Genomic DNA, 25,967 nt, shown 5'->3' on the forward strand with positions numbered 1-25,967 from the left:
ATTTTATGGGATTTGAGGCGTTCGGCGTTATTCAGTGTTTCCCAAGACAGAAATATAGATTGAATAACCTACTAAACTGGCTTTGGTATAATCTCCAACAATTACAGAAATAAACCGGACTCCTGACGGCGTTAACGCCCCTCTTGCAAAATGAGTTCTCTCATCCGATTGGTATGCTTGGCTGATGTCACATATACAGCTTCTTCCCCATCTTTGAAACCGTAGCTAAACACACTCTCCTGCCCCTCTTCCCCCAACCACAGCTTAATGGCGTGAATCGGAGATTGCTGAGCATAGATAACCATCACGTCATAATCTGGGTCCGTTCTTTTGGCATCATCTGGCTGCTTGCGGGCTGTACGGATCGCTTCCTCAAATGCGCTTACAGCCTTTGCATCCTTGAAAGAAAACAGTGTGTCCCCGTTCATCTCGTCCCATGACTCAAATGCCGAAATCCGAATTTCGACGATCTTTTCGTCCAAAAGCTGCATCGTTTCCCAACCGGGTTCCTTATCGCAGCCTGTTAATAGAGCCGTCATATAGAGCAGCATGATCGTTAAAAAGTGCTTCATCAAATCGTCCTTCCTTATTTACGAAATAATATTATTGGATGACCCCATGTAGCTTCAAGTTATTCTGCGGAGGCCAGCTGATAACCTCTTCTCTAGTGTATATACAACAGAACCTACTTGAATATCCTTCGCTGCTATTATTACTGAATATCAACATTTCAAATTGAAATATCGAATATAATAAAAGCTGCAAACGAATAACAACTTAATAAATTAGAAAAGGATGGAGACTTAATGAAAAGGATAGGAATAGCGTTGTTAACAGTATTATTTCTCCTCGCCGGCTGCAATCAGGGGTCTGATGTTCCCGTATCTAATTCAACGATTGATGAATCTGTCACGGGTAAACTTCCTATTCAATATACCCTAAGTTTTAAAGATGTGGACCTAGAAAAACCACTATCAAAAATGGTTGAATCAGACTTGACCAAAGTCATACTCAAACAAGAGATAGATAATTACACTACCTATTTTTATCAAAAAAATCATGATGATGAAAATGTTACTGCAGCTATAAAAATTGGAATGAATATTTTTGAAATTGGTCCCGTTGGTTACTCCGCTCAAGATACCGATCCATACACAGTTAGTCAAATTAATGCACTGGATAAGAATTATATAAAAGTAACCGGAGTATGTGGAGCTAATTGTCCCATTAGTTACTACATTCAAACAGATACAAATTCTCCAAAGATATTGCGAATTGAAGCGCACACGATAGAAGCAGATGTTGACCAGGACGGAACCAGTGAAATTGTTGCTACGCTTGGTACGGCTGCCCAAACCTCAATTTACCAACTCAAGAATGCTCATATCGTTGTAACGAATCTAAACGAAACGCTGGATGCACAGGAAGTGACATACGATAAAGAATCCAATACTTTTGTAAGCGGTGCGAAGATTTGGAGAGTCAAGGGCGAGGAATTAGTGAGTTCAACATAACTCGGCTGAGCTCTATACTCATCATTGCCCTCATGTTTCCTTAAGGACAACCCTTCATGCTTAGCGATCGTCCTGCTTGACCCAGGCCCATATCTATTCGCCTTTAAACTATGGACATCTCTTTTTTAACGGACTATAATGACAAAAGCGCTCCAAAAAACGAACATTAAGGCGGTAAAAATGAGTAAATATATGTTATTATTTCAAGGGACTTCTTTTTCAAGCAAATCTCCCAAAGAAATTCAAGTATTGAGAGACTATCTTTACTGTATCAATACGGGCGGCATGATTGAGCGAGTCGTGGCACCGGAAGACGCCGACTATCAATCCCTGCTGGATACGTATCAAGGCAGTGACAGCTTTCATCGATTAGAGGAAGGGCAGTATTTCTTGCCTGGTTTTGTCGACTTGCATGTTCATGCCCCGCAGTGGGCTCAATCCGGAACCGCATTGGACATTCCGCTTTATGATTGGCTGAACACCTATACGTTCCCGCTGGAATCCAAATTCTCCGATCTGGAGTTTGCGCAAAAGGTTTACGACGATGTGGTAAGCACCCTGCTGGCCAACGGAACAACGACGGCCCTTTATTTTGCCACGGTGCATAAAGAAGCCAGCTTGTTGTTAGCCCAAATCTGTGCGAGCAAAGGCCAGCGCGGACTTGTCGGAAAGGTTGTCATGGACGACCCCGAGCAGAATCCGGATTACTACCGCGATGCGGATACATCCACGGCACTGGCGGATACGGAGGAATTTATTATCGCTGTTAAGGAACTCGCCAAAACCACAAAGCAAGGCGTGCATCCCGTCGTCACCCCACGCTTCATTCCAAGCTGTACGGATGAGGGGCTAAAGGGTCTAGGCGAGCTGGCAGCCAAATACGATACGTATGTGCAGTCCCACTGCAGCGAAAGCGATTGGGCACATGGATATGTGAAGGATCGATTCCAGAAAAACGATGCGGTTGCCCTGCATGATTTTGGCCTGCTGCGCGACAAATCGGTCATGGCGCATTGTAATTTTCTCGAAGATCAGGATGCCGAATTATTCGCTAACACTGGCACCGCGATCGCGCACTGTCCAATATCCAACGCGTATTTCGCCAACAGCGTCATCCCGGTCGCCCGCTTCCATGCCAAAAATGTCGAGATCGGTTTAGGCTCGGATCTATCCGGCGGCTTCTCACCCAGTCTCTTCGATAATATAAGACAAGCCGTGATGTCTTCCAGGATGCTGGAAGATGGCGTGAACACCTCCCTTCCTGCGGAAAATCGCGGCGTGCCTGCGTCGCGGATTACGATCCATGAGGCATTCTATCTGGCTACGGCCGGGGGCGGTGAAAGTCTGAGCTTGCCGATTGGTCGTATTCAAGAAAACTACACGTGGGACGTGCAGGTGATCGATACGAGACTTCCATCCGCCAAGCTGCCGCTTTTTGATGAGTTTGAAAACGCACAAGATATTTTTCAGAAAATCATGTATCTAGCACGACCTGAGCATATCCGCGAGGTGTGGGTACAAGGGGAAAAGGTTCATACGCGTTAAGAAAGATAGAGGTTGTTCAAAAGGCAATTCATCCTAACATTCGAGGTGTCCAACGGAGTGAATACACAAGCAGACAAGCAAAATGACGAGCAAACAAAATCACAGCAATTAACGGTACCTCCCGACGGTAAAATATCATTCGGGAAATCCGCCATTCTCGGTTTACAGCATGTCGTCGCGATGGACGTCTATGTCGTTCCTTTCCTGATTGCCATGTTAATCGGCTTAGCGCCTAATCAGTCCAGCGCATTGATTCAATCCACGTTTATTGCGGCCGGGCTTGCCACGATCGTGCAAACGTATTTCTGTATGAAGCTGCCGATGGCGCAAGGTCCTTCCTATGTTCCACTCGGCGCGATTGTCGCCATTTATGCTGCCAGCGGCGGCGGGGAGATGGGTTGGAGTTCCGTGCTGGGTGCCAGCTTAGTTGGTGCGATCCTTGTGATTATCTTGGGGTATACGGGGATTTTCAATAAAATCGTTAAATCCTTCATCCCGCCTATTGTGGGCGGCACCATCATCTTCATTGTAGGTCTGTCGTTATTGCCTGTTGCTATCCGAGACAATATCTACGGCGCTACGGATGCTACTATCAATCAGAACGTGCTGCTGGCCCTGATCTCAGCTGGTGCACTCATCCTGTTCGTGATCCTGGGTTCTTTGTTCCGCACGAGAGGCGCGATATTCCGCGTTACGTCCGTGATGGTCGCATTAATTATCGGATGTATCTCGGCCAACGTTATGGGTGTGCTGGATTTCAGCGCTGTCGCAAACGCCAAGTGGTTTAGCATGCCGCAGATTCCGTTTAAGGATTTTGGCTTTTCATTCGACTTCTCGGCGATCATCACCATGGTCATTATTTATCTTGTGCTACTGGCAGAAACGACGGGTACGTGGTTTGCCATCAGTAACGTCATCGATAAACCGTTAACGGATAAGAACATTAACCGTGGGGTGATTGGAGAAGGGATTAGCTGCCTGATTGCTTCAGGACTCGGCTCCACGCCGGTTACCGGCTATTCCACCAATGCAGGGATCATTTCCATCACGGGCGTGGCCAGCCGTCGAGTCTTTCTGGCGGTAGGCGGATGGTTTGTCCTCTTCGGCTGCTCCGGCAAATTGGCCGCGCTGATCTCCTCGATCCCAACCGCGGTCATCGGCGGCGTATTCGCCATCGTCTGCGGCATCATCTCGATTAACGGGATCCAGGTCATGAAGAACGTGCAAATCACTGAAAAAGAAATGTACATTATCGCCATCCCGATGATTTTGACGTTAGCGTTGGTGCTCATCCCGAAAGATTTCTTGTACACGCTGCCTACGTTCGTGCAGTATTTATTCGGTTCACCGATTCTGGCTGCTTCGCTTGCAGCGATCTTGTTGAATAAATTGCTGCCTAGTGCGAAGTAGGTTGTAGGGCGAGGCAATTGGAGTTATTTGTAAGTTAAATGGAGCTGCCCCTAAAGAGACTACGTTAGTCGTAGGCTTTAGGGGTTTTTTGTGTGGGTGACACAGATCAAATCAAACATGTATTTACTGAACCTGTGATTGCACTCACTTCTTCTTGTTTTCATAAAAAACTCGTATCGAATATACATTGAGCATCATCTTGATACCCCAAAACAATTTGAATGAAATAGCTTGGTTTTGAAGAAAAATCGCAGGAAATTCTATACAAATAATGAAGGGCCTCTGTTTAACAATTCGCGGATTGCGAATTGACTTCTAAGCAGTATAACGCGTGTGGTATACTTAGCACAAAAAATTAGAGCGCGTGACGAAGGAGTTAGTATGAACCATCATAGGATAATAGAACAAGCATTGATTCATATCGAGGAAAATTTAGAACAGCCTTTATCCGTGTCATCCGTTGCTCTTACTTTCAATATGTCTAAATATTATTTTCATAGGCTTTTTTCTGCCATGATGGGCTGTTCGTTAAATCAGTACATCCTATCTAGAAGATTGAATGCCACTTTATCACTCATTTATAACAGCAACTTATCATTAACCGATATTGCTTATCAGTTAGCCTTTGGTACGCAAGCCTCATTCACCCGGGCATTCAAACAACATTACGGCGTAGCTCCAAGTTCGCTAAGAGCAGGGTTCAAACCAATCACTCCGACTCCAATACCTACTGTCGTTAAAAGACCATTTAAAAATATTAATGGTGATATCGTCACGGATTTCACACTGACAGAGTTCAAAGAGACCCGAATAAGCGGGATTGCCTTTGAAGTAGACCTAGCCACTGACGATTACAAGCAGAAGATTCACTCCCATTCAAAAATGCTGCTGAATCATATTGATGAAAACATAAATGGTTCTTGTTTTGTCATTTATTCAAACTGTCAACCCAATTCAACCCGGTTCAAAGTTCTGTTCGGAATCCCAAGTGACATTCAAATTCATAAACCCTTTTATTTCACGGTTGATGTACCGACTATTTTTTGTGCGAGGTTCAACTATTTTGGTGACCTGCTTGATATTGGAGAAGTACTCAAATCAGACTATGCAAGATTCTTAAAGATTTCCAAGCAAGAGTCTGATCAATCGGATATTGAGCTTATCCAAGTTTTTAATGACGTCCACAATCTGGATTCAACCTACCATATCTATGCACCCATCAAGAAACTTCCTGACGATCTGGAAATTTAATGTTGCATATCTCTAATTCGATGTTACTTACGTTCCGACCAAATAATATATCCGATCCATATAAGAGCAACTCCCATCGGTATCGCCAATGCCCGATCAAACGGATGGGGGATGATTGCAGCGGCAACGGTCACTACAGCAGCGAAGGCCAGCAGAATTGCTGCTGAGCGAGGGAAGACTCCGGCACGTAATGTGGCGATGCCTAGCAGCAGACCTCCTAGCATATACAATACGCCCGCGAGCGGTGCTAATATTGGGAAAATCCCCAGATCAACCTCGCTGACTGTTCCTCCCAATAGCCCAACCATTCCTACCACAAACTTATCAGCATCACTTGTCAACAACGGCAAAACGAATGCTTCGATGAAGCTAAAAATTAATGAGATTAACCAGAACAGATTGAACAAAAGGAAACCGACCAAGCCGAGCCACCCCGCTTCTTTCGCTTGGCGTACATAGAATCCCGTAATTCCGATCAGGTTAAAGAACGACATAGCAATAGTCAGGCATGCAACCACTACCCAAGAGTTTGTGTGCAAAGAAGAGATATCATCTGTCGGGTGGATAAACTGAATGACGATATACAGAATCCCCGCTATTATTGCCATAAATCCTGACCACCGGTTGAGAACATGTGCTGTTATTATTGATTTACTTCCCTCTTTATTGTGCTCTATATTCACGATGATTCCTCCACTTCTAGGTATTAATTACATGATCGCCAAGTCTTTTTTCGACATGGCAGGTTTTGACTCCAACCATCCATTGAGGTTATTTTGAATTTTTTTGCTATGTCCCCTTCCTTATTGTGTTTGTCGAATATAACTTAACAAATATATCCTGCCCTTACTTTTCAAATCTTGCTGTAATTGGTGAAGGGATCGTAAGGAATCTTAAAACGAAAAAAAGCACCTCTCTCGAGATGCAAACGAATCTACAAAATATTTCCCCATTCAGTCTATTGGACCGTAACCATATCAACCATTCGCCGTTATTTGTGGTACGGTTCACCGCGCATGATCTTAAACTATCCTGCCTGTTAGCTTAATGAGGTCGAATAACATTAGGCATATATCTTACCCGGCTATGAATACATGTCCTTTTCTAATTCAACTAGCAATGTAAGTTCTTGTCTCAACTCGGGACAAAAACTTGTGCTATTAATTCCTGTTTATTGTCTGACTTATCTATAGAATTTAATAAAACAGACAAAAAAAAGCATGAGACAACAAATATTTTGTTTCCACACTTCAAAATTACCACTCCTTATCATTTTATTGGAACAAATATACTCTAATCTCAACTCCATCCAGTATGTGCATTAGTAATAGTATCACTCTAACTCTTAAAGGTGTCGTGTTTCTTTCATTCTTATTTTGGAATACAAAACAAGCCATAAAAGAATATATTCTGACTAGTAAAGATATTTCTCCCTCACATAAAAATTGAGAACTCCCGAGAAAATAATGATAACCCGTCTCTGTGATACGAATAGATAACTAGAATAGCCCTTCGTTAATAGAACGTTTGATCTTCCTTCCCACTATCTGCAAAAGGATCTCTAGCATCCTAAAATTTTTTATCAAAACACGTAACTTCCTGTCACTTTTGGTTGTTATTAAGTATAATTGGAAATTTTAAGAAAGGAGCATAGTATATTCATTTAATCCAATAATATACAACTAAAAAAGGAGTGTTGGTCTTGTTTCAATTCAAGAAACTACATGTAATGGCTTTAGCAACTTTTCTTTTTACTTTTGCTGGCATCATAGGCGCCAATTCTGAAATTCATGCCTCAAATTCAGATCAATTTGTAAAAAGTCCCGTACCAGAAGTAATAAAAAAATATGTTAACTCGATTAACAATAAGGATTGGGATAGTTACGTTAATTTATATTCTCCTGATAACCGGTTAACAGATTTCCCAGGTGAAGAACAACAAAAAAACCGTACAGGTATTCTTTCGGTCGATTCTATTGAAATATCAGAAATTAAAGAAATATCCGAAAAGGACATAAATGAAATTCAACCCTATTTTAGTGATATCGATAGAGGGTTATATCAAGATATTAAATATTTTTATATCGGGTTAGATTATAATGTTCAAAACGAAAATGAGTTTTTCTACAATGGAGTTAGGTATCAATCATTTGCTGTTGGTAAATTAAATGGAGTGGAATACATTTTAGGAAATGAGTTTGTTTATGAATTCGACAAACTTGAGACACTCGGATATACTTTTGATTCAGCTGCTGAGTATGAAGCCATAATTAGGGAAGAAAGAAGGCTTGGAGGTAATGATAATCCTTTGAATAGTGGTGGAATACAGCCTCAAAGTTCGACTAACCCAACAAATGGATTAACACTTTATATTACATCTACAAAAACTTTGAAAACCCTTGGATTTGATGATTACGCAAAAGACGTACTCCCTAATGAATGGTATGCCTCTATGAAATCTGAGGCCTTAAAAGCAGGAGCAGTAGCTATAAAATCATACGCTTGGTACAATGTTACATACCCAAGACGTCCTGCAACAGATTTTGGCGCGCATCTAACAGATAAATGGGAAAATTACCAACACTACGTTCCAGGGAAAAGGCACGTAAACACAAATGCGGCAGTAGATAGCGTTAGTGGAATATTTATGAGAAATTCAGATGGAGTTGTTTTTGATACACAATATAGAGCCGGAACAGAAGGCCAGCCCGGGACGGAAAGCGGTGGTGTTCTCTCTCAACATGGCACTCAATATCTAGCAACTAATTACCCACTTTGGAACTACAAGGCTATTTTAGGTTATTATTATAATTTTTCGGACAAAAGTAGTGGATATATTCAGGTTCGTTAAATTTAAGAGATTCTGATCAACAGCTGGAATGATGAACAGCAAAATAAAATTAAGAAAAGGGCGCCATATTAAATGGCGTCCTCAGAGTGTCGAGAAAGTCCAGAGGACTTTTCGACACTTTATTTTTTATATGGGGAGGCTCATCTTTTAAACCAAAAATCGATTTAAAACGATCTGAGACCCCTAGTTTTGAGACTATTAAGGCAAATTTTAACCCCCTGCAAAAAACAGGGGGTTTCTCAACAGCCTGAGGGCGCCATATTAAATGGCGTCCTTTTTATTATATGACGGATTGTTATAGAAATCTGGCGAAACACATATGATATACAACTTCTGATCATCCTTTTGGTTTTCAAAATCAACAAACTCATTTAAAAAGTCGACAGGTGGATTACACTAAACTGCTCTACAGGCAGTTTGTTAGAACCCTGTTTCATGGTTTTACTGACTATGGCACTGTAATACAGAGAGAATTTTTTTTTACAGACACATAACTTTCTACTTATTTTGGTTGTTATTTAATGTATTCGAAATTATAGGAAAGGAGCATAATATATTCAATCTTCCCAAACATTCAAATTAAAAAGGAGTGTTGGTCTTGTTTCAATTCAAGAAACTACATGTAATGGCTTTAGCAACTTTTCTTTTTACTTTTGCTGGCATCATAGGCGCCAATTCTGAAATTCATGCCTCAAATTCAGATCAATTTGTAAAAAGTCCCGTACCAGAAGTAATAAAAAAATATGTTAACTCGATTAATAATAAGGATTGGGATAGTTACGTTAATTTATATTCTCCTGATAACCGGTTAACAGATTTCCCAGGTGAAGAACAACAAAAAAACCGTACAGGTATTCTTTCGGTCGATTCTATTGAAATATCAGAAATTAAAGAAATATCCGAAAAGGACATAAATGAAATTCAACCCTATTTTAGTGATATCGATAGAGGGTTATATCAAGATATTAAATATTTTTATATCGGGTTAGATTATAATGTTCAAAACGAAAATGAGTTTTTCTACAATGGAGTTAGGTATCAAACATTTGCTGTTGGTAAATTAAATGGAGTGGAATACATTTTAGGAAATGAGTTTGTTTATAATTTCGACAAACTTGAGACACTCGGATATACTTTTGATTCAGCTGCTGAGTATGAAGCCATAATCAGGGAAGAAAGAAGGCTTGGAGGTAATAATAATCCTTTGAATAATGGTGGAATACAACCTCGGAGTGCGATTAATTCAATAATTGCATTACCATTTTATATTACGGCCACAGGCCCTTTGAAAGTCCTTGTCTTGACTATACAAAAGATGCACACTCTAAAGAATTATATTCCAGTTGGCTAAGAGTAAGAAGTATCTGTTAATTATACGCATGGTGTATTCTAATCAACAGCCGAAACGAAAGCACCATAAGTTAATAAAAAGGACGCCATTTTAAATGGTCATAACCCTGTCAAGTCGACAGTACAAAAAAGACATGATTTAAGCTGCGACCGTTTCCCAGTATTCTACCGGGGAACGGTCGGACTCGATGCAAGCGAAGTCGAGATTGTCTATCTTCCACCAACGGAAGCAGGACCTGCCTTTGAAAGCGGGCAAGTCGACGCTTGGGCCACATGGGGTTCGTTCACCGCGGTGGCGCTCGTCGACTTCGGTGCAGAGCTTGTCATTTCCGCAGGCGCATCGAATCCGACAATGATACGGTGTATATTGTGCGAAATGGCTTCCTGAGGAGCATCCTGAGCTCGTGCATGTGTTCGAAGGCTTGAAATAAGAGTCCGCGCTTCTATCCGACGACGTCGATCACCCGTCCAATTAATTCAGGACATCCAATGCGTCTCCGGACCCGTCGCCCGTCAGCAGCTGGAAGGCTCTTTATTCCCGTTTGACCCGATTGATGCCCCCGTCCGCCAACGTTGGCAAGAGGTAGCCGATTATATGTTTGAGAAAGGGATTATTCCGAATGAAGTTGATGTTATATCCAATAAGGTGGATGTGAGGACGTTGAAGTGAACCTGCTTGAGGATGAGATACGCGACAGGAAAACGTCGAACGAAAGGCAAAAGTTCAGTTGATTCAACCCTTCGAGGGCACGAGGTCTGCTTAGGACTTGGTGTCCTTTTTTTCATGTTCAATAATACCAATCGGACGGTCCATGCCAGAAATCTGTGATTGATCTGTAAGTTCCGGATTTGGCTTTTGGTTAAAGGTAGCTTATCCCGCAGGCCATTAAGGATCTTTGATCCGTCCTCACCTTCACCCGCCCCTACGTATCGTCCTAGCTTGCATTATGCCATGGATTCCATTAACTTATTTTTGATAGCTTCATTTATTAGAAATGATCATACATACATGCAGTTGTAAGGAGGATTGGGAAAGGCATGATTCACAAAAAGAACAGATATGTCATAGCCATCTTCATGGCCTTCGCTGCCCTTTTTGCCGGCTGCAGCACGTCCGTCAAACAAACCGTCCCGCAGAACACGGACCCTGAATCGATTTTAAACGTAATCTATGATTTGGAAGGGATCAAATCCGCCGCTACAGTGTAGACAGAACCTTTGACAGAAATCTCGGAGATCGAAGAAAATATCAGCATCCGCTACCAATACGTTTTCTTGGTGAAAGATGCCGTCAATCAGAATAATCAAGCCGTTCCGGATCGGCTGTATGTCGTGTCTGCGGTCGAGAATACGAGGGAGGATCAGGAAATCAGCATCCAGTACATCGACGGCTCCATCAATGGGGAAATCGCCAAGCACAATCCGCGGCGCCTTCCCATTAACGTAAACATATGCCCGGATGATTCCAAATCTCCTTGCGGGGCTGATGATTCGAAGACGTATAAAGCGGATGCGGTTGTTTTTTCGTTGGACCAATTCCCCGCATTTCGTTCGCATGACAATGTCGTTGATATTAGTGTTAAGTATGCTTTAGGTAAGAATAAAAAAGAGCTTCGCGAGCAATTTCTAAGTGATTCAGGGTTGCAGGAGACTGACGATGCTGTCGTTTCCCTGAAGCTGCCGGACTCATTCGTGAAATAACAAGAAGTACGACGCACCAAATTACGCAAGACCATAAAGTCGTAAGGAGTTAATTCCATTAATTCTAAACGCGTGTAACCGAACTGATGTAATGCATTCATCATACGACTATCAACAGTGCTGCCATCCAAAGATTCAAACAGAACTGCGCTAATCGTTTTATCATGGAGGTGTGCTAGCAATGATATCAATTCTCGGAGAGGTGTCAAATTATTTTGAGGTGAAAAAACCAATTGGTTGAGACTCTTCTTCGAGTACTGCCCGTGATCTGGCCTCTTTCTTTCGAATACAATGAATCATATTGCGCATCCTGATTATTTTTTCGAGGCAAGTAATCAGATAATCCAGACCGTTGAAAGTCAAGTCTCGCAGTTAAGCCATATTTACCCCCCTTTTTCAACCAATTAAAAATATCCTCTAGTTCTTCGCATGAAAGTCACGCTCTAAATATTAGGTGCTATCTTACCAACCATACCTTTATATGAACGGTATTTTTTCATCCGCCTCAATGAGAAGTGGGTCACGGATATAACGGAAATTAAATGTTGTGGAGAAAAAGTATATTTTTCTCCCATGCTCGATCTGTTTAACGGCGAAATTATTACGTATACGATTGATTCAAGGCCTGTATACACTTTAGTTTCCAACATGTTGGATCAAGCATTTGAACGATTAGCAGCTGAAGATAGCCCTCTCATTCATTCTGATCAAGGCGGGCACTATCAAATGAAAACCCTATCGCCATGCTCTTAAACAACGTGGTATCCAGCAAAGTATGTCGCGCAAAGGGAATTGCTACGATAACGCCGTCATAGAAAGTTTCTTTGGCACAATGAAATCTGAATTCCTATATTTAAAAGAATTCGATAGTATTGAGCAGTTTAAACAAGAGCTTTTTATTTATATTGAGTACTACAATCAAAAGCGTTCAAGGCTAAACTAAAGGGAATGAGCCCGGTCCAGTATCGAACTCTTTCCCAGAGTGTCGCTTAATATAATAAATAACTGCCTAACTTTTTAGGGTCACTTCAGAATAGGTTTAATATTCCGGTGGTTTTCGTATGCGCCGCGCTTGTACATGAAGTATTTTATAGCCCAACTAACTGACTGACTTAGATTTATTGATTTCATCAGTATAACTCTGGCTTTTTTCTTTTCTGAACAGAATATGTTCTATAGTGGCCTTCGCAAAAGTGAAACTAATCACGAATGGAAATGAAAGTGTTAGAAAAACAAGGTTTGCTGCATCTCGAGAAGTAATTCCGTCGTCACCTGATGCTGGTGAAAACAAATATCTTAGAAATCCTAAATCTGATTCTGGAACTACTATAATATAAATCGCAACGAACAAAGAAACACTACTTGCAATTGCTTGGTTCCATTCAAGTGCTACCTTAGCTCTTTTTAAAAAATCAATATCTCTATTATCAAGTAACACCCACAGTACACAGGACAATGGAATTAATATAAAAGGTGAAATCAATATGACCATACCATTCCCTCGCGTTAATACGCCAATCATGAAACAGAAAAACATCCCTACAAATAATGGCTCTAATATAAAATAAAAGAACATTATTGCGAAGATATTTTTTTGTCTGATCGAAGAATATCTTCTTTTTATGCTTTTGAATACATTCACTATATGTGTAAACCTCCTTTAAATGCCAATGCGTGGTTTATCGGTAATGTATAAGCGTTATTCTTCCATATTAAGTATTACTGGTTCCAAGGCGTTAAATCAAGGTTTACTTATTCATTCCTGCCTTATATCCCCTCACACGCCGGTAAAATGTTGGCTTAGTTAGTCGGGAATTTTTCATGGCCATCGTTGCTGTTATTCTTCCTACCTTCCATTCTTCGTACTCTGGGATAAACGTTTCGTCCACTTTTTTCCGTGGTCTACTGAATGTTACTCCGGCAGCCCGTGCAACTTCAATCCCTTCTGCTTGCCTCTTTCGGTTTTTCTTCCGTTCCTGCTCGGCGACGTAAGCCACATATTTAAAAACTGATCCTCCAAAAGCTTCCCGATGTCCCCCATCGTCTTGAATTTTCTACTATCAAACAAGGCTTATTTATCCAAGCAAACAATATCAACATTTATTTCACGAGTGATGTATTTCCATTCTGTTATTTTTCCGTCGTAATCGCGCACCAATCGATCCAACGCATCCATATAAACCAAGTCTCCCTCCCGGATCATCATTCGCATAGCCTGATAACGCTGCCGTTCAAAGTCCTTGCCGCTCTGCTTATCAACGAATATACGATCCTCGACACCAAGATCCCTAAACTTAACAAGCTGTCGTTCTGGATTTTGGTCCTTCGCACTTACCCTTCCATAAGCTAACTTCAACTGTGCCACTCCCCTAACCGTATCAAAAAGTCCCTTATGTTAACGAGACGTTTCAAAATCAATTCTAAGGCATTTTGATACGTAAAAAAGATTGTTATTTCTCTGCCTCAAAAAGCATGCTATTCGATACACCCTGGCAATCGCTCAAAGCAGACACCGTTCCGAATTGGACTTGTTTTTTGGTGGGAAGTCGAAGGCAAAAATGAAAAACGCCTTTAACAAGAGCCAGCCTTCTGGCTGGTTCTTTCCGCAACCAATCCATCTCCCCTTTGTTATGAATATAAAGTAAAAAAACACCTTTCGCGTAGAAAGATGTTTTTTTCTTTTCTTGAGAGATACAGTTACTGTATCTTATTTTTATCTCCGTAACAACCATCCCTGTGAACAGAATGATTATTCCGAGGAACCCTAAGTTATAAACATTCGTACGCGAATCCGATCAGATGCCGGCACTTCTAAGTCCCGGCCACATAAGATCGGGGGGCATAGGGAATGACCAATGATCCGCGGACACAAAAAATGGACAGCATTAATGTTGCCCGAGCACAGGGAGCTTATACGTGAATGGGTTGATCATTAGAAAAACATTGAAATGTCGGTGCTGGATGATGACATGATACAATAAAATTTACTTTTATTGCTGTAGAACGATCTCTCATAGCTTGATCTCATGATTTGCTAAATTCCTAAACCAATCTTTCTCCTTCTGTGTCAGTTCGCCCTTCTGAGCCTTCTGCCAAGCATACGCAATCTCTGGGTCAGATTGTAGATATAAATCCTCGTATGGTTTACCACCTACTGACAGCTTGTGCGTATCTAAGCACAGATGCTTCTTCATCTTCAAGACCTGTTCTTCTGTCAATCCTGTATTTCGGGCTACTGTGGCAATATCCTCAATACATGACAGTTGCGATTGATTTTAAGAAATTTGAAATAACTACCATAACAGAAACAGGTCAATTATGGTGGTATAGACCATGATCAACCTGTTTGAGGTAAAGGAATAGCGATATTCAGGTTATACAACTAAAAGCATTTGATGTGCGCGTACAAATAAAATTGCAAAACTTTTATACAATTACATGGGTTTGTATCTGTTATTGGTTGAATGATGACATCGTTCGTCACCCACCCCCACCAATGAAAAAACCTTGAAAGGCACGAAGCCTATCAAGGTTTCACAATAAGAGGTCGCAGGGCCTAAGCGGGGTTCTATCTCTTGTGCTTTTCAACAAATTGATTTATGCCAGAAAATACTATATCTTTAATTACTTCTGTATAGTTACTGTATCCGCCCTCTTTTTCAATGATTATGTCTAACATATTTTTTAATTTGCCATCTATCATAATCGTTATTCCTTCGACTTGTTCACCAGTTTTTTCGTTCTCGAACTTTTCAGACAGTATGGTTATTTTATTATCACTCATATCTTCCCTCCATTATTCTCAAAATTTAATAAATCAAGTCCATTTTCATCGTACCAGTATTTTTCTTCCCAATCTATCTTGGACAAAAAATCCTCATATATCCCGCTCCAATTTTTGGGCACAAAATCTTCATAGGAGGCTGGTTCTGGATACAAAGAGTATAGTTCTTTTTTATCGACATTTACATATAATGAAGGTAAAAAATTATAAAATGTATCCTCTTTTGATTTAGTGAGAAGATTTAATTTAAGTAACTCTCTAAGTTCATCGGTTGAAGTAGAATACTTATTTATTCTTCTAAGAAATTCTATAAATGAATATTCATCTAAAACTTCTATACCTTTCCTCTCATCAACTTCTTCTATATTGTCCCCAATATTTTTTAGTCCAATTTCTTTAAACTTCTTAATATACGTATCTGCTAGCTTTTTCCTATCCAGAAACCATAAATCTTTCGGAGAAACATACCATTTGAAGCAATTATCGATTAATAACCCTACGATAATATTTTCTAACGATTTAGGTTCTAATAACATATACCCAATTCCTTTTTTATTTTTTTATTCTTGCATTTTTAGCATACTCTTCTATCCACTCAACCCAAGGTGCTGGAACTTCAAATGAATTACCTGGTTTAGTTGGGTCTACTAGTTTGGGGGCTGTTCCACCTTGGTTTAATGGATTGGTTTGGTAGTCACGTTGAGGTATTGTGTTTTCTTTCAAGAAATCGTCAAACCACGTTGGAACGTCAAATTCTACAATATCAGCATTTCCGCCTCTTCGTACATTATTAAAATAAGTTGAATGCTCGCCATTATCTATACTTATATTTAGATCAGTGTCCTTTTCAGGTATTGTTATTGTGCCGTCTTCATTTACTTGTATACGTGGTTGACTTGATTTAGTACCCTCTCCGCCTTGAACTCGTCTATATGTTGCTACACCATCACCCGAACCCTCATCCCCCGACTTCTTACCGTCATCATCACCGCCACCGCTACCGCTGCCATTACCGCCACCACTACCACTACCAGTACCGCTACCACTACCACCACCGCTACCGCTTCCACTACCGCCACCAAGATCATTATGCTTATTATTCAGCGGGCCTCTGCCTCTAATTCCAGCACGGTTGAGAATAGCGCCTCCAAGGATCATAGCCGACTGTTGACCCAAGTAATTGGACCAGCCGCCTGCTGAATCGACTTCTTTCATTGTGTCTGCCACGATTTTTTCACGATATTCGTTACTAAAAACCATTCGGCCGGCCCATATCCCCGTGTCCCAAATCTCCTCGACCGTCCCGATGGTTGCATTATAGAGCATCTCTTTCCCGGTTCCAAGCGGATCTTCGTACAAGGATATCGCCGTATCCTTTAACGAGTTCCCTAACTGGGCGGCCCCGCTCTTTACGCCCTCCCATAGTTCCCCTGCTTCTTGCTTCACGGTGTCCCATGCCTTCCCGGCTTCCTGCTGCACCGAATTCCAGGCTTCCTCCGCTTTTCTCCCGGCATCCTCTACGGCACTATAGCCTGCGGGTCCCCTCATCATAGGGAATGCTCCCAGCACATGCCCAGCAACTTGGATCGGTTGTCCCCGCTCATCTGCTGACTTAAATCGTTGGGCAATCCCTCTCAGCTCCAGGCTTGTCCGATGGATATGCTCCGTGGTCTGCGTCATCTCCCGATGCGCCTGCTGAAAATCCGCGTAAAAACGGGATCTCGTCGTGCCTTCCCAGGCAGACTCCAGTATATGGATGTTCTGATTCAGCATGTGTATCATTGCTTCCAGCTGTTCATGCGCCCTGGAGCATTGCGCTGCAACATGCAGCAACATCTCCGGTGTGACCAAAATTCTACTCATAACAACCTCTCCATCTTGCTTTCGGGAATGAACCCGATCTCCGATCATAGTTAACTTAAATATTTTACTCCACTTGAATTATATGGAAAAGGCTCTCAAGGCCTTGCTATCTCACTTAAAACTAGGATCTTTTTCTCAGTTAGATACGGGACTTTATTACGAGCGAGGTTTTCAGTAATATGACCATTATTATAGGAGTTGTAGGATGAAGGGAGTCACGGAACATGACATACCGTAAAAAAGGGGGCGAATAGATGGTTTAATTTATCCTTCATTATTCTCGCTCATGCTTGCACTGAAAATGTTTAGAAAAGAATTATTGTCCTTGCCTTTAGGTCTTATATTTTAAAACGGAGTGGTATGATTGGTAAGGCAATTCTAGCAGGCTGGATATTTGGAGAAGGAGCTCATCCGTTCTCTTGATCAGGTTCATTAGATGTGTAGGCTTCATTTTTCTGATTAAAGAGCTCTCCTGTGACAAAAAGGATAAAGCTTGTATAAATATCAACGACTCGGCATTCATCCCGGAGCCTTCGGGGAACATCCGTAGCATATCTTCTAGTAAAATGTCTGACGTAGGCTGTCTTCCCTCCTCCTTTATATATAGGGCATTTAACATGGATTTTAACGCCCTGTTGCATAATAATAAACTGACGCAAAGCAGATTTCTATCCAAGAAATGCATGGATAATTTCATGTATTCTTGTGAGCAGCTGGCATGAAGAACACTCATATCCTGGTAAAAGCGGCCTGCTTCTTTCTTATGTTGGGAGGATGAGAGATGTGCATTTAAATTGGAATTACTGGTTACCATTGATTTCATATTCCCTCCACTCCCATTTACGAAGAATATAATCTAGTAATCCAAATTATCGTTTCCATTATCTGTATTATATCATTCCGATTATTTTGTAGGCAATAGCCTACAGAAATTCCCTTATAGAACCACATAAGATTAGTTTAACCATCAAATAAGGGGTTATCCAACGTGGCTAATAGTGAGAAATCCATAGAATTGCTTGCCTTCGGCAGAGCTCTACGAAACCTTCGGAAAGAGAAGAAGCTTACCCAAGACGAGCTAAGCCTCTATTCCCGTGTAGACCGGTCCTATATCAGTGAGCTGGAGAACGGCGAAAAAGCGCCCTCTCTGCTAACGATTACCGCATTAGCAAGGGCGCTTCATGTTAAGCCTTCGGCTCTAATTGAGGATTATGAGAGGGAGATGAAACTAGATACCTAGGAGGGCCCCCTCGGACTTTTTCAACTAAAGATTAGGAAAGTATTTTCTGAATCTCCTTCATCAAAAATGTATAAGACATCGCTCTTGGATAGTAAGCGTTAGGGTGATGATAACGAATAAAGACCGTTTGGATATCGGCCCACATGATGTACTCCAGGCCGCCGGAAGTCTGCTTAAGCTCAAATATATGGGGGCCAGATCTTTTCATTAGTTCATGGACACCTTGGAATATAACATCGCCGCAGCATAGGACCAGGTCGGGATTGACGACCCTGATTTGTTGTAGAAGAAGCTCGCCCGTCTCCTGTATATGGCGCTCGACATCTGTATGATTAGCCTTGGCGCCACCTGCAATCTTCTTTACATTTGCAAAATAGACTTTCCGAAGAAACTCATCCGCTTCTTCCTTGACGTCTAGATAACGCTGCTCAACTTCGCTATATTCTGGGAATCCATTCAGGATTCCATATGTCCAACGCAGGAGTACTGGTCAGGTGCTGCTTTCTTTTAGATACCCCTTCTCTCTTACGAACTGCTGCAGGTCCCACCCGGCGTCCGAAGAATTAACCTCTTTCAGCAGTACCATCAATTTAAGCGTTGCTCCTGACCATGCTTCCTCGTCCACATACCCATCCGGAATGAAAATTCCCTCGGTGCACGCATCGTGCATTCTCCATTGCCCAAATAGTTCATCAAGTTGGTTGTTTATGTTCATCGTTTTAGAACTTCCTTTTATAGATATTTAGTCTATTACTCCTCATCTAACTGAAAATGCTTTGTCAGACGCTCGATCGTGAATTGGTTTCTCAATTTACATGCGAAGTTTTAGTTCGCCAACCATAAGAGATTGCCGCTCCCCACTTCCATAAGTGGTCCAGCGACAATTAGTTTATTAACTATTTCTTAGCCTTCCCCATACTCCCCGCCATCTCCACATGCTCAGCCCGAATCTTCGGATCAGTGATGTTCGCTTCTTTCAAAGTTTGATAGATCTTCTGAATATCTAAATCTGTTAGAACGGCTTCCGACTTTTCGGCCTGAATCCGGTTCATTTTGCGCTGGATATATTCGGACAGTTCTACATCGTACACGATCAACTCATCCGACTGGATTTTTCTCAATTCAGGGTCAACGCTAAATCGGCAACGCATCGTGAATGAAACGAGTGATATATATCGGCTTTCTTGGTAGTCGGGTAGTAAGCTTTTAATCGCTTGTATATGGCCGTAATTCTGCATAAACGGGTTGTACATTTTAAATCGGTTGCTTACCGACCATGACTTATTGTCTCTAGTACCCTTTATCTCCCCGTTGTAGTTCTTGGTCTCGATTACAAATATTCCTTGATGGGTAATGACCACGTGATCGATCTGCGAATATCCTGTACGGGATTTCGAATTAGCCACCATTAAATCACTTACATATTTACACCCTTTAGGGAGCTGATCTAGCTGAATGTTAATCTTATGCTCTCCCAGCTCTCCGATTCGGGTTGGCTGAACCTTAGGCTTAGGTTTGCTGCTGGATGTTTTATTTTTACTGGGTTGGGTAGCCTTCTTATCCGGAGTATCTGATTTGAATATCGACATTAATTTCTTTAGCATATTGGAACTCCGTTCTTATATGATGTGGGGATTAAATGCCTTCAAGCGATTCGCACTAGCCTGGACGATTCTTTAAAATATCCAACTCCTCTTTATCGTTTTCACAACATCAATCGACGATCCTCGTCAACATATACATCCATTCGCCAGAAATCGGTGAAACCCTTCTATGGAACCATTGCAGATTGTTCTCTAACTTCAACACTATTGCTAATGATCTACTTCTAATCCGAATGACAACCTAATCTTTATTGGTTTAATCCTCTTTTTGTATATCGGGATCGCAGCTTTCATCAGATTTTTGCTCCTCTTCCCTATACTTCTCCTTCATTTCATCATAAAACTCTGTTATTTTATCACTCGTTAAACCTAACTTCTCAATGACTTGTTTAATCTCCAAATTCATTGCACGGTTTCTTGGTTTCATGGGATTCCTCCATCACTAATTCCTCATTTATCCATAGTTTAAAGAATAGTGGTGACATGGGAATGCCAGCAAACGTAAGTTCGGAACCCAAAAATCGGCATAAAAAAAAAGACTGCTCATTGAGCAGCCTTTGATTGGCCTTGTGTAACATAGAGAATAGCTGGTTTAATTACTTCACAACCACCCGCTGATTTTCATCTTCATAAGCGAAGCCAAGCTCAATAGCTCGTTGAATCCCCGATTTAATCGACTTCTCCAGAGCACTGCCGGATCTAGCGTATCCGAGCGCCTTAACCACTTGTTTCGTTAGCTCATCATAAGGAAGACTAATTTGAGAAGACAAAATGGATTTCACGGCAACCGCTACTTCTTCCGGCGGTAAATCCTCGGCCATTCGCCGCTGAGCGTCATCTGTGGCTACCCTGTAAATGCCATACTCGTATGGTTTTATTCCCTCTGGCCAGAAGAAAGTCATTCCGTTCACTTCCGTATGTTCAGGTTGTATCTTCATCAACAACTCTGTAAACCTCTGATCCAATCGTGCCCCAAGTCTGGTAATTCCCCATGCCTGTAAAATACGTTTTGTAAGTAAACTCCGGCTGATAGGTCCCTCTTCTTGAATGACTTTTCGGATCTGTCCCAAAATGATCTCCGTCGATTCTGGAGAAGTGGATTCAATCAAGGTATAGAGCGCAAATTACGAATGTATTTTTGAAAGAAAATCTTGAAGCATATTTTTCACTGGTAAGCTAGAAGTTTGCGATAAAATGTTATTAACACGTTGTATTATTATGGGATTATCTAATATCATTTTCTTACTATCTTGATTTGTAAAACTTCTTAGTGTGTCAATGCATATCTCGAACAACTCAACATCATTAGTGCTCAGCAATGCTATTAAAATGTTAAGTTCATACATATTGCACTCATTATCTAAACAATATGCTAATTTTCTTTGCCATTCTATTGGTTTACTTAGTACTTGATTATATAATGCATCCCAATCACTTGGACTAAATTCTGCAAGGATCTCGTTTGCAATGACACAGCCATCATCGTACCAAGAATCTACTGTTGTATCCGCAGATAATAGGTTATCTAGTTCTTTGTACATATACATTGCCTCCACTAAATGTTGAATTAAAAACCTGCTGGGCGAGATGCATTTACTGTTCCTGTTGGATAACCACTGGTCACATTTTCACCAGCTTTAATTACATCAATTTCAACACCATTAACAATAGCTCTATGCCAAGTTGCCCCATCCCTTAACCTGGTTGAAATAGCTGGTGCATTACCAACATTAGTTATGCTATTTAGAATTTGTTCTTCAGTCCAAGACTCTGGAAAGAGTGTACTTGTTTTAATTTTAGAAAGATTTCCATCTAGGAATTGTGTGGTAAACCTTACTTTTCTCGTACCATCAGGGTTAATAGAGATCTCTTCAACTGCATAATTTGGATTACGGTTAGTGATTAGGAGAATGCCCACCAATTAAGTCATTCTTATTTGGGTTTTTGCGTTGTCCCTCCAATATCTTATCTTTCATTTCTGGACTAATAACAGTACTGTTTGTTGCTATAACTTTACCAACTTCACCTGGCCCCTCAGCCTTCGGCGTTCCCCCTCCATCTCCACCATGCTTCAATCCATCATTACCTCTCCTAACCTCATACTTGACCCTTGGACTCAATAAATCTTTCGGTTTCATAAGAGGTACTGTTGCACCCGTAGCAATTCCTGCAGCTCCTATGATACTAGCAACATGTTCTGTAGACCAAGCCTTTGTAGGAAAAATAGCTTCTCTAATAGTTCCGTCTCCAAAGGTCATGCCATTGGCGAAGTCATTCGGGGAATCAAATAGCTTATCAGCTCTTTCCACATAACCTTGGTAAGCACCTTTGGGTATACCAGCCGTCCAGTAATCCAAAAAGCCCCACACCGAAGAATACCGTTTATCATATCTCTCATTAGAAGCATCCATTATTCCGCTTCCTAATTCCTTCAAGCTGCCCCAGGCCTTCTCAAGCCAATTCTTGGGCTCCTCTTTACTGCCTACCAGAGCAAGAGGCATTAGCTCTTCATCTACTAATATAAATCTATAAGCAATGCGTTTTAATTCATCACTAATTGAGTTCATATATTCAATCGTCAGGGTCATTTCGCTGCGGGCTCTATGAAAGTCTTCAAAAAAACGCTGCCGCGTCGTCCCCTCCCACATCAGCATGGTATTCATTTGCTGGTCAAGTGAACTTATCATCCATTCCATTTGCAGGGACTGTAAACGGAACTTCTCAGCGACTTGAATCAATAACGCGGGTGGAACCTGGATTTTGGGCATTTATATCACTCCATTATTTGCTAAACAGATTATACCCAAATACAAATATCTGGAAAACATTCCAAGGTCCTGAATTTATTCATCATTGTCATTGTTACGATTGAAGTTTAGTTAATTTTATTGATTAACAAGAAAAGAACGTGCGTAATTATGTAAGCAATCAATCTGGCAAAAAAGCGTCATGATTATCTACTCCCACATTGAACAAATCTACAATTACACCTTACATAAACTACTCCACCAATTCCTTCTATCACTTTCCGTTGCGCAGCCATCAAAAAAACGCACCTCCCTGTGGAGATGCGTTTTTCACTGAATTTCATATGTTGCAAACCGCAGGTGCTGCAATTTGCCAGATTACTCCGGAATATTCCCGCCAGCCACACGGTCGCCGGAATTACCCGCTGGATCGGTTATGCCATCATCTTCGCCGGCATGAATGATCAGCGAGCGCCCCAGCACCGAGTTCGGCTGGTTCTTTTCAAGCGTTCCATGCTGAATGATCATCTCCGCTTCCGCGTTACCGTCTGCGCCTACGACCAGGTTCGGCATGTCGCCGACATGGCTTCCTTGCGGATGCTCAAGGCCATGATGCTTGTCGGTCGGATTAAAATGTCCACCAGCAGATTTAAAATCCCCATCTTGGATCGCATTCTCATGCACATGGAATCCATGCTTGCCTGGTGTGAGGCCGGATGCGGTAATCTTGACCTTCACCCCGTCATTGATCTGCTCCAACGTAGCGGAACCAACAGTCTCACCCGCCGCATTGTACAGCTTGACTACAGGAAGCCCCAAAGAGATCGTCCTGGAAGCCTGCTCCCAATACACGGGCTGGCCAACCAGATCAGAAACCATCCGAACAGGCACATAGGTCGTGCCGTTATGAATGATGGAATCCGGAGCCGCCGTCCCTTGGTTCATGAATTGACCGGCAGGTGTAGATTGGTCCTTGCCGTTGACGTAGTAGCTTATTTTAGACGTCGTGTGTTTAATCGCATCCAAGGCTCCTTCGGGATTCGCAGCCGCCAGCGAAAATCCTGAAAACAGCATGGCTCCAGCAAGAAATGCTCCTGCCATATGTTTCAACTTGTATGTCTTCTTCTTCACTTCATCGCCTCCTGATGATGGTATACCTTCATCTCCCAATACCCTGATTTTATACGTTTTAACCGCCATTTTATGGGATTGGGGCTTTCGGCGTTGGTCATTGATTCCAAAGACATGTACAAGTGATACAACTGAATACTAGCATTCGATATGAAGCTGCTGAAACAGATGAGGATTGCTGCGGATAACGGCTCTAACGCCCCTCTGGCAAAATGAGTTCTCTCATCCGATCCGTGTGTTTGGCCGAAACCACATATACATCTTCTCCCCAATCTTTGAACCCGTAGCTGAACACACTTTCCTGACCCTCTTCCCCCAACCACAGCTTGATGGCATGAATCGGAGATTGCTGGGCATAGACGACCATCACATCGTAATCCGGGTCCGTTCGTTTGGCATCATTCGGCTGCTTGCGAGCGGTACGGATCGCTTCTTCAAATACGCTTACAGCCTTCGCATCCTTGAAAGACAGCAGTGTATCTCCATTCATCTCGTCCCATGTCTCGAACGTTGAAATCCGGATTTCAGCAACCTTTTCGTCAAGTAGCTGCATCGTCTCCCAACCGGATTCCTTAGCGCAACCTACCAATAGAGCCGTCATATAGAGCAGCATGATTGTTAGTAATCGCTTCATTAACTGTCCTTTCTTATCTATAAAAATAATATTATTAGATGATCCCATGCTGCTTCAGCTTGTCCATTAGCATGGTTCTGTACGTCTCTTGGTCATAAAGAGAGTTATTGATTAACTCCTTGTTCAGCCCGAGCTTGTCCAAGATCCTGTGCTCCAACTCGCACCGAGCCTCCAATACTTGCAGAGTCCCTTCGAAGCCTTCCAGACCGTGATGTTTGCCGTAGCCCTGTCCAGTGTAGTAATGAACGAACCCTGTGGACCAATCCTCCAGGCGTTCCCGAATGGCCTTGCGGAATGCGTATTCCAGTTCGTTCTGCTCAATGTAGAACAGGAGAGGGTTTAGCGGAAGGACCGCTTTTTCCAGCCCCAACACGTAGTCCGCCACGTGATCGTCCGGGGCATCATGCTTCACCATGCCGACGGTCACCGGATTCTGAATGAAACAGCACTCAAAAATCGTGACGGTAGGCTCATGCAGCGCCTGCTCCGCAAATGCCTCCCCCGGTCGGTGATGAGCCTTCGGTTTAGATCCAACGGGAGCTCGTAAATATCCTTCTTAGCCAACGAATGATATAGAATCCGGGAAAGAAGCGCCGTATTAGTTCTTCAGCTTCTGGTAGGGCAAGAGATTCCGGCAGCCTTTTTGACGGCTCGTTCGATCCATATTTCTTTAAAAGGGCTCGCGACTCCCAGCAACTGCCCGAATTCCTCTTCCGTCAAACACGCGGTTCCCTCATAATCCGCCGGATGGTCAGTATCCCCTCCATCACCAGCCGGGGCCTCGATGTTTCGTTCGGTAAGAATAGTATGAATCATACGGGACGTCGTCGACTTGCCGAATCCCGGCAGGCCCTCAACCATGATCAATTTCGTCTTCATTTCAAATCCCCTTCAAATCTCAAAAAATGATTGCAGCTTCATGTTATTCTGTGGGAGCCAACGAATATCCTTTTCTCTATACAAAAAGGCTACGACCGTTATGCGATCGCAGCTCCCATTCATGAAGTCCCATTCTTATTTTCTTATCATCGGTTGTTGGACCATAGATCACTCACTTATGTGAATATACAACAGAACCTACTTGAATATCCTTTGCTGTTATATTCTTACCGACAGAAATACCTATGTTTTTTTTATTAGCCATCGAATTTGAAATCTGTATCGATCGAACTTCATGTATAGTTTCATGATCATCATGTTTTAAGATAATCCGATCCCCTATCATCGATTCAATCTCGGGATATGATAAAGAATCAAGTTCAGGATTAATCCCTACTAAGATTGTTCCCTCTTCTTTATGATCAAATGCGAGACTAACCGTCATAATTTTATCCATCTATAT

At 42.0% G+C, this 25,967-nt stretch carries 27 protein-coding genes and 3 pseudogenes; 10 read left to right on the forward strand and 20 right to left on the reverse strand.

What is annotated here, in order from left to right; translation table 11 throughout:
- Nucleotides 1-131 precede the first annotated feature (131 nt).
- On the reverse strand, nucleotides 132-572 hold the full coding sequence (locus tag ACQKPA_RS25445) for a hypothetical protein (RefSeq protein ID WP_427495267.1): 441 nt from the start codon (nucleotides 570-572) through the stop codon (nucleotides 132-134).
- A gap of 234 nt (nucleotides 573-806) precedes the next feature.
- Between ACQKPA_RS25445 and ACQKPA_RS25450 the strand changes: the two genes are divergently transcribed.
- The 4 genes from ACQKPA_RS25450 (at nucleotide 807) to ACQKPA_RS25465 (ending at nucleotide 5,720) form a co-directional block, all read left to right on the forward strand.
- Nucleotides 807-1,514: a hypothetical protein gene (locus tag ACQKPA_RS25450; RefSeq protein ID WP_427495268.1), complete on the forward strand. Its 708-nt coding sequence runs from the start codon at nucleotides 807-809 to the stop codon at nucleotides 1,512-1,514.
- Nucleotides 1,515-1,694: 180 nt separating this feature from the next.
- A complete protein-coding gene (guaD, locus tag ACQKPA_RS25455; protein ID WP_427495269.1) occupies nucleotides 1,695-3,059 on the forward strand; it encodes a guanine deaminase in 1,365 nt (454 codons plus the stop codon).
- A 57-nt stretch (nucleotides 3,060-3,116) separates the two neighbouring features.
- The gene (locus tag ACQKPA_RS25460; RefSeq protein WP_427495270.1) at nucleotides 3,117-4,469 is read left to right on the forward strand and encodes a uracil-xanthine permease family protein; all 1,353 of its coding nucleotides are present in this window, start codon (nucleotides 3,117-3,119) and stop codon (nucleotides 4,467-4,469) included.
- A 381-nt stretch (nucleotides 4,470-4,850) separates the two neighbouring features.
- Nucleotides 4,851-5,720, forward strand: coding sequence for a helix-turn-helix transcriptional regulator (locus ACQKPA_RS25465; protein WP_427495271.1), 870 nt, complete (start codon nucleotides 4,851-4,853; stop codon nucleotides 5,718-5,720).
- Between the two features lie 23 nt (nucleotides 5,721-5,743).
- On the opposite strand, the gene ACQKPA_RS25470 is transcribed toward ACQKPA_RS25465, so the two are convergent.
- A complete protein-coding gene (locus tag ACQKPA_RS25470) occupies nucleotides 5,744-6,403 on the reverse strand; it encodes a hypothetical protein (protein ID WP_427495272.1) in 660 nt (219 codons plus the stop codon).
- Between the two features lie 1,019 nt (nucleotides 6,404-7,422).
- Between ACQKPA_RS25470 and ACQKPA_RS25475 the strand changes: the two genes are divergently transcribed.
- The 5 genes and pseudogenes from ACQKPA_RS25475 to ACQKPA_RS25495 form a co-directional block, all read left to right on the forward strand.
- Nucleotides 7,423-8,571: a SpoIID/LytB domain-containing protein gene (locus tag ACQKPA_RS25475; RefSeq protein ID WP_427495273.1), complete on the forward strand. Its 1,149-nt coding sequence runs from the start codon at nucleotides 7,423-7,425 to the stop codon at nucleotides 8,569-8,571.
- A 598-nt stretch (nucleotides 8,572-9,169) separates the two neighbouring features.
- Nucleotides 9,170-9,922 (forward strand): hypothetical protein, encoded by a 753-nt coding sequence (locus ACQKPA_RS25480; RefSeq protein WP_427495274.1) that lies wholly within the window; start codon nucleotides 9,170-9,172, stop codon nucleotides 9,920-9,922.
- A 1,037-nt stretch (nucleotides 9,923-10,959) separates the two neighbouring features.
- Nucleotides 10,960-11,130 (forward strand): hypothetical protein, encoded by a 171-nt coding sequence (locus tag ACQKPA_RS25485; RefSeq protein WP_427495275.1) that lies wholly within the window; start codon nucleotides 10,960-10,962, stop codon nucleotides 11,128-11,130.
- Between the two features lie 9 nt (nucleotides 11,131-11,139).
- Nucleotides 11,140-11,622 carry a hypothetical protein gene (locus ACQKPA_RS25490; RefSeq protein WP_427495276.1) on the forward strand — a complete coding sequence of 161 codons (483 nt, stop codon included), beginning with the start codon at nucleotides 11,140-11,142 and terminating at the stop codon, nucleotides 11,620-11,622.
- 450 nt (nucleotides 11,623-12,072) lie between these two features.
- Nucleotides 12,073-12,615 (forward strand): annotated as a pseudogene (locus ACQKPA_RS25495) (IS3 family transposase); the annotation flags it as partial.
- Between the two features lie 106 nt (nucleotides 12,616-12,721).
- Here the strand turns inward: ACQKPA_RS25495 and ACQKPA_RS25500 are convergent.
- From ACQKPA_RS25500 to ACQKPA_RS25525, 6 genes and pseudogenes are all read right to left on the reverse strand, one after another.
- Nucleotides 12,722-13,264 carry a hypothetical protein gene (locus ACQKPA_RS25500; protein ID WP_427495277.1) on the reverse strand — a complete coding sequence of 181 codons (543 nt, stop codon included), beginning with the start codon at nucleotides 13,262-13,264 and terminating at the stop codon, nucleotides 12,722-12,724.
- A gap of 106 nt (nucleotides 13,265-13,370) precedes the next feature.
- A pseudogene (locus ACQKPA_RS25505) lies at nucleotides 13,371-13,978 on the reverse strand (recombinase family protein).
- A 1,212-nt stretch (nucleotides 13,979-15,190) separates the two neighbouring features.
- On the reverse strand, nucleotides 15,191-15,406 hold the full coding sequence (locus ACQKPA_RS25510) for a hypothetical protein (RefSeq protein ID WP_427495278.1): 216 nt from the start codon (nucleotides 15,404-15,406) through the stop codon (nucleotides 15,191-15,193).
- Entirely contained in the window at nucleotides 15,403-15,942 is a 540-nt protein-coding gene (locus ACQKPA_RS25515) for a hypothetical protein (RefSeq protein ID WP_427495279.1), read from the reverse strand. The genes ACQKPA_RS25510 and ACQKPA_RS25515 overlap by 4 nt, the downstream gene beginning before the upstream one ends.
- A 16-nt stretch (nucleotides 15,943-15,958) precedes the next feature.
- Nucleotides 15,959-17,269 carry a WXG100 family type VII secretion target gene (locus ACQKPA_RS25520; RefSeq protein WP_427495280.1) on the reverse strand — a complete coding sequence of 437 codons (1,311 nt, stop codon included), beginning with the start codon at nucleotides 17,267-17,269 and terminating at the stop codon, nucleotides 15,959-15,961.
- 331 nt (nucleotides 17,270-17,600) lie between these two features.
- Nucleotides 17,601-18,092, reverse strand: a complete 492-nt coding sequence (locus tag ACQKPA_RS25525) for a hypothetical protein (protein WP_427495281.1) — start codon at nucleotides 18,090-18,092, stop codon at nucleotides 17,601-17,603.
- Nucleotides 18,093-18,257: 165 nt separating this feature from the next.
- On the opposite strand from ACQKPA_RS25525, the gene ACQKPA_RS25530 reads away from it, so the two are divergent.
- Complete coding sequence (locus ACQKPA_RS25530) at nucleotides 18,258-18,509, forward strand: helix-turn-helix domain-containing protein (RefSeq protein ID WP_007131103.1); 252 nt, start codon at nucleotides 18,258-18,260, stop codon at nucleotides 18,507-18,509.
- A gap of 31 nt (nucleotides 18,510-18,540) precedes the next feature.
- Here the strand turns inward: ACQKPA_RS25530 and ACQKPA_RS25535 are convergent, their stop codons facing one another.
- The 12 genes and pseudogenes from ACQKPA_RS25535 to ACQKPA_RS25590 form a co-directional block, all read right to left on the reverse strand.
- A complete protein-coding gene (locus ACQKPA_RS25535) occupies nucleotides 18,541-18,717 on the reverse strand; it encodes a hypothetical protein (protein ID WP_427495282.1) in 177 nt (58 codons plus the stop codon).
- 282 nt (nucleotides 18,718-18,999) lie between these two features.
- Entirely contained in the window at nucleotides 19,000-19,224 is a 225-nt protein-coding gene (locus tag ACQKPA_RS25540; RefSeq protein WP_427495283.1) for a hypothetical protein, read from the reverse strand.
- A 181-nt stretch (nucleotides 19,225-19,405) separates the two neighbouring features.
- A complete protein-coding gene (locus ACQKPA_RS25545; protein WP_427495284.1) occupies nucleotides 19,406-20,113 on the reverse strand; it encodes a nuclease-related domain-containing protein in 708 nt (235 codons plus the stop codon).
- Between the two features lie 256 nt (nucleotides 20,114-20,369).
- The gene (locus tag ACQKPA_RS25550; protein WP_427495285.1) at nucleotides 20,370-20,540 is read right to left on the reverse strand and encodes a hypothetical protein; all 171 of its coding nucleotides are present in this window, start codon (nucleotides 20,538-20,540) and stop codon (nucleotides 20,370-20,372) included.
- 169 nt (nucleotides 20,541-20,709) lie between these two features.
- Nucleotides 20,710-21,222: a DUF3320 domain-containing protein gene (locus tag ACQKPA_RS25555; RefSeq protein ID WP_427495286.1), complete on the reverse strand. Its 513-nt coding sequence runs from the start codon at nucleotides 21,220-21,222 to the stop codon at nucleotides 20,710-20,712.
- A gap of 15 nt (nucleotides 21,223-21,237) precedes the next feature.
- Nucleotides 21,238-21,654, reverse strand: a complete 417-nt coding sequence (locus ACQKPA_RS25560) for a hypothetical protein (protein ID WP_427495288.1) — start codon at nucleotides 21,652-21,654, stop codon at nucleotides 21,238-21,240.
- A gap of 26 nt (nucleotides 21,655-21,680) precedes the next feature.
- The gene (locus tag ACQKPA_RS25565) at nucleotides 21,681-22,031 is read right to left on the reverse strand and encodes an EndoU domain-containing protein (protein WP_427495289.1); all 351 of its coding nucleotides are present in this window, start codon (nucleotides 22,029-22,031) and stop codon (nucleotides 21,681-21,683) included.
- Complete coding sequence (locus ACQKPA_RS25570) at nucleotides 22,009-22,881, reverse strand: WXG100 family type VII secretion target (RefSeq protein ID WP_427495290.1); 873 nt, start codon at nucleotides 22,879-22,881, stop codon at nucleotides 22,009-22,011. The genes ACQKPA_RS25565 and ACQKPA_RS25570 overlap by 23 nt, the downstream gene beginning before the upstream one ends.
- Before the next feature lie 357 nt (nucleotides 22,882-23,238).
- On the reverse strand, nucleotides 23,239-23,991 hold the full coding sequence (locus tag ACQKPA_RS25575; protein ID WP_427495291.1) for a superoxide dismutase family protein: 753 nt from the start codon (nucleotides 23,989-23,991) through the stop codon (nucleotides 23,239-23,241).
- A gap of 193 nt (nucleotides 23,992-24,184) precedes the next feature.
- Nucleotides 24,185-24,625, reverse strand: coding sequence for a hypothetical protein (locus tag ACQKPA_RS25580; RefSeq protein WP_427495292.1), 441 nt, complete (start codon nucleotides 24,623-24,625; stop codon nucleotides 24,185-24,187).
- Between the two features lie 34 nt (nucleotides 24,626-24,659).
- A pseudogene (locus tag ACQKPA_RS25585) lies at nucleotides 24,660-25,504 on the reverse strand (hypothetical protein).
- Nucleotides 25,505-25,676: 172 nt separating this feature from the next.
- Complete coding sequence (locus tag ACQKPA_RS25590) at nucleotides 25,677-25,961, reverse strand: hypothetical protein (RefSeq protein ID WP_194541065.1); 285 nt, start codon at nucleotides 25,959-25,961, stop codon at nucleotides 25,677-25,679.
- Nucleotides 25,962-25,967 lie beyond the last annotated feature (6 nt).

Origin of the sequence: Paenibacillus sp. NPDC093718, from assembly GCF_050279985.1 — a bacterium.
In the GTDB taxonomy this organism is placed as follows: domain Bacteria; phylum Bacillota; class Bacilli; order Paenibacillales; family Paenibacillaceae; genus Paenibacillus_AQ.

Excerpts from the sequence above, each read along its gene's own strand:
- ACQKPA_RS25510 (WP_427495278.1), bottom strand. The coding sequence starts at position 15,406 with ATGAGTGATAATAAAATAACCATACTGTCTGAAAAGTTCGAGAACGAA.
- ACQKPA_RS25540 (WP_427495283.1), bottom strand. The coding sequence starts at position 19,224 with ATGAACATAAACAACCAACTTGATGAACTATTTGGGCAATGGAGAATG.
- ACQKPA_RS25485 (WP_427495275.1), top strand. The coding sequence starts at position 10,960 with ATGATTCACAAAAAGAACAGATATGTCATAGCCATCTTCATGGCCTTC.
- ACQKPA_RS25520 (WP_427495280.1), bottom strand. The coding sequence starts at position 17,269 with ATGAGTAGAATTTTGGTCACACCGGAGATGTTGCTGCATGTTGCAGCG.
- ACQKPA_RS25550 (WP_427495285.1), bottom strand. The coding sequence starts at position 20,540 with ATGAAACCAAGAAACCGTGCAATGAATTTGGAGATTAAACAAGTCATT.
- ACQKPA_RS25445 (WP_427495267.1), bottom strand. The coding sequence starts at position 572 with ATGAAGCACTTTTTAACGATCATGCTGCTCTATATGACGGCTCTATTA.
- ACQKPA_RS25590 (WP_194541065.1), bottom strand. The coding sequence starts at position 25,961 with ATGGATAAAATTATGACGGTTAGTCTCGCATTTGATCATAAAGAAGAG.
- ACQKPA_RS25515 (WP_427495279.1), bottom strand. The coding sequence starts at position 15,942 with ATGTTATTAGAACCTAAATCGTTAGAAAATATTATCGTAGGGTTATTA.
- guaD (WP_427495269.1), top strand. The coding sequence starts at position 1,695 with ATGAGTAAATATATGTTATTATTTCAAGGGACTTCTTTTTCAAGCAAA.
- ACQKPA_RS25535 (WP_427495282.1), bottom strand. The coding sequence starts at position 18,717 with ATGAAAAGATCTGGCCCCCATATATTTGAGCTTAAGCAGACTTCCGGC.
- ACQKPA_RS25570 (WP_427495290.1), bottom strand. The coding sequence starts at position 22,881 with ATGCCCAAAATCCAGGTTCCACCCGCGTTATTGATTCAAGTCGCTGAG.
- ACQKPA_RS25580 (WP_427495292.1), bottom strand. The coding sequence starts at position 24,625 with ATGAAGCGATTACTAACAATCATGCTGCTCTATATGACGGCTCTATTG.
- ACQKPA_RS25450 (WP_427495268.1), top strand. The coding sequence starts at position 807 with ATGAAAAGGATAGGAATAGCGTTGTTAACAGTATTATTTCTCCTCGCC.
- ACQKPA_RS25545 (WP_427495284.1), bottom strand. The coding sequence starts at position 20,113 with ATGCTAAAGAAATTAATGTCGATATTCAAATCAGATACTCCGGATAAG.
- ACQKPA_RS25525 (WP_427495281.1), bottom strand. The coding sequence starts at position 18,092 with ATGAAATCAATGGTAACCAGTAATTCCAATTTAAATGCACATCTCTCA.
- ACQKPA_RS25560 (WP_427495288.1), bottom strand. The coding sequence starts at position 21,654 with ATGTACAAAGAACTAGATAACCTATTATCTGCGGATACAACAGTAGAT.
- ACQKPA_RS25465 (WP_427495271.1), top strand. The coding sequence starts at position 4,851 with ATGAACCATCATAGGATAATAGAACAAGCATTGATTCATATCGAGGAA.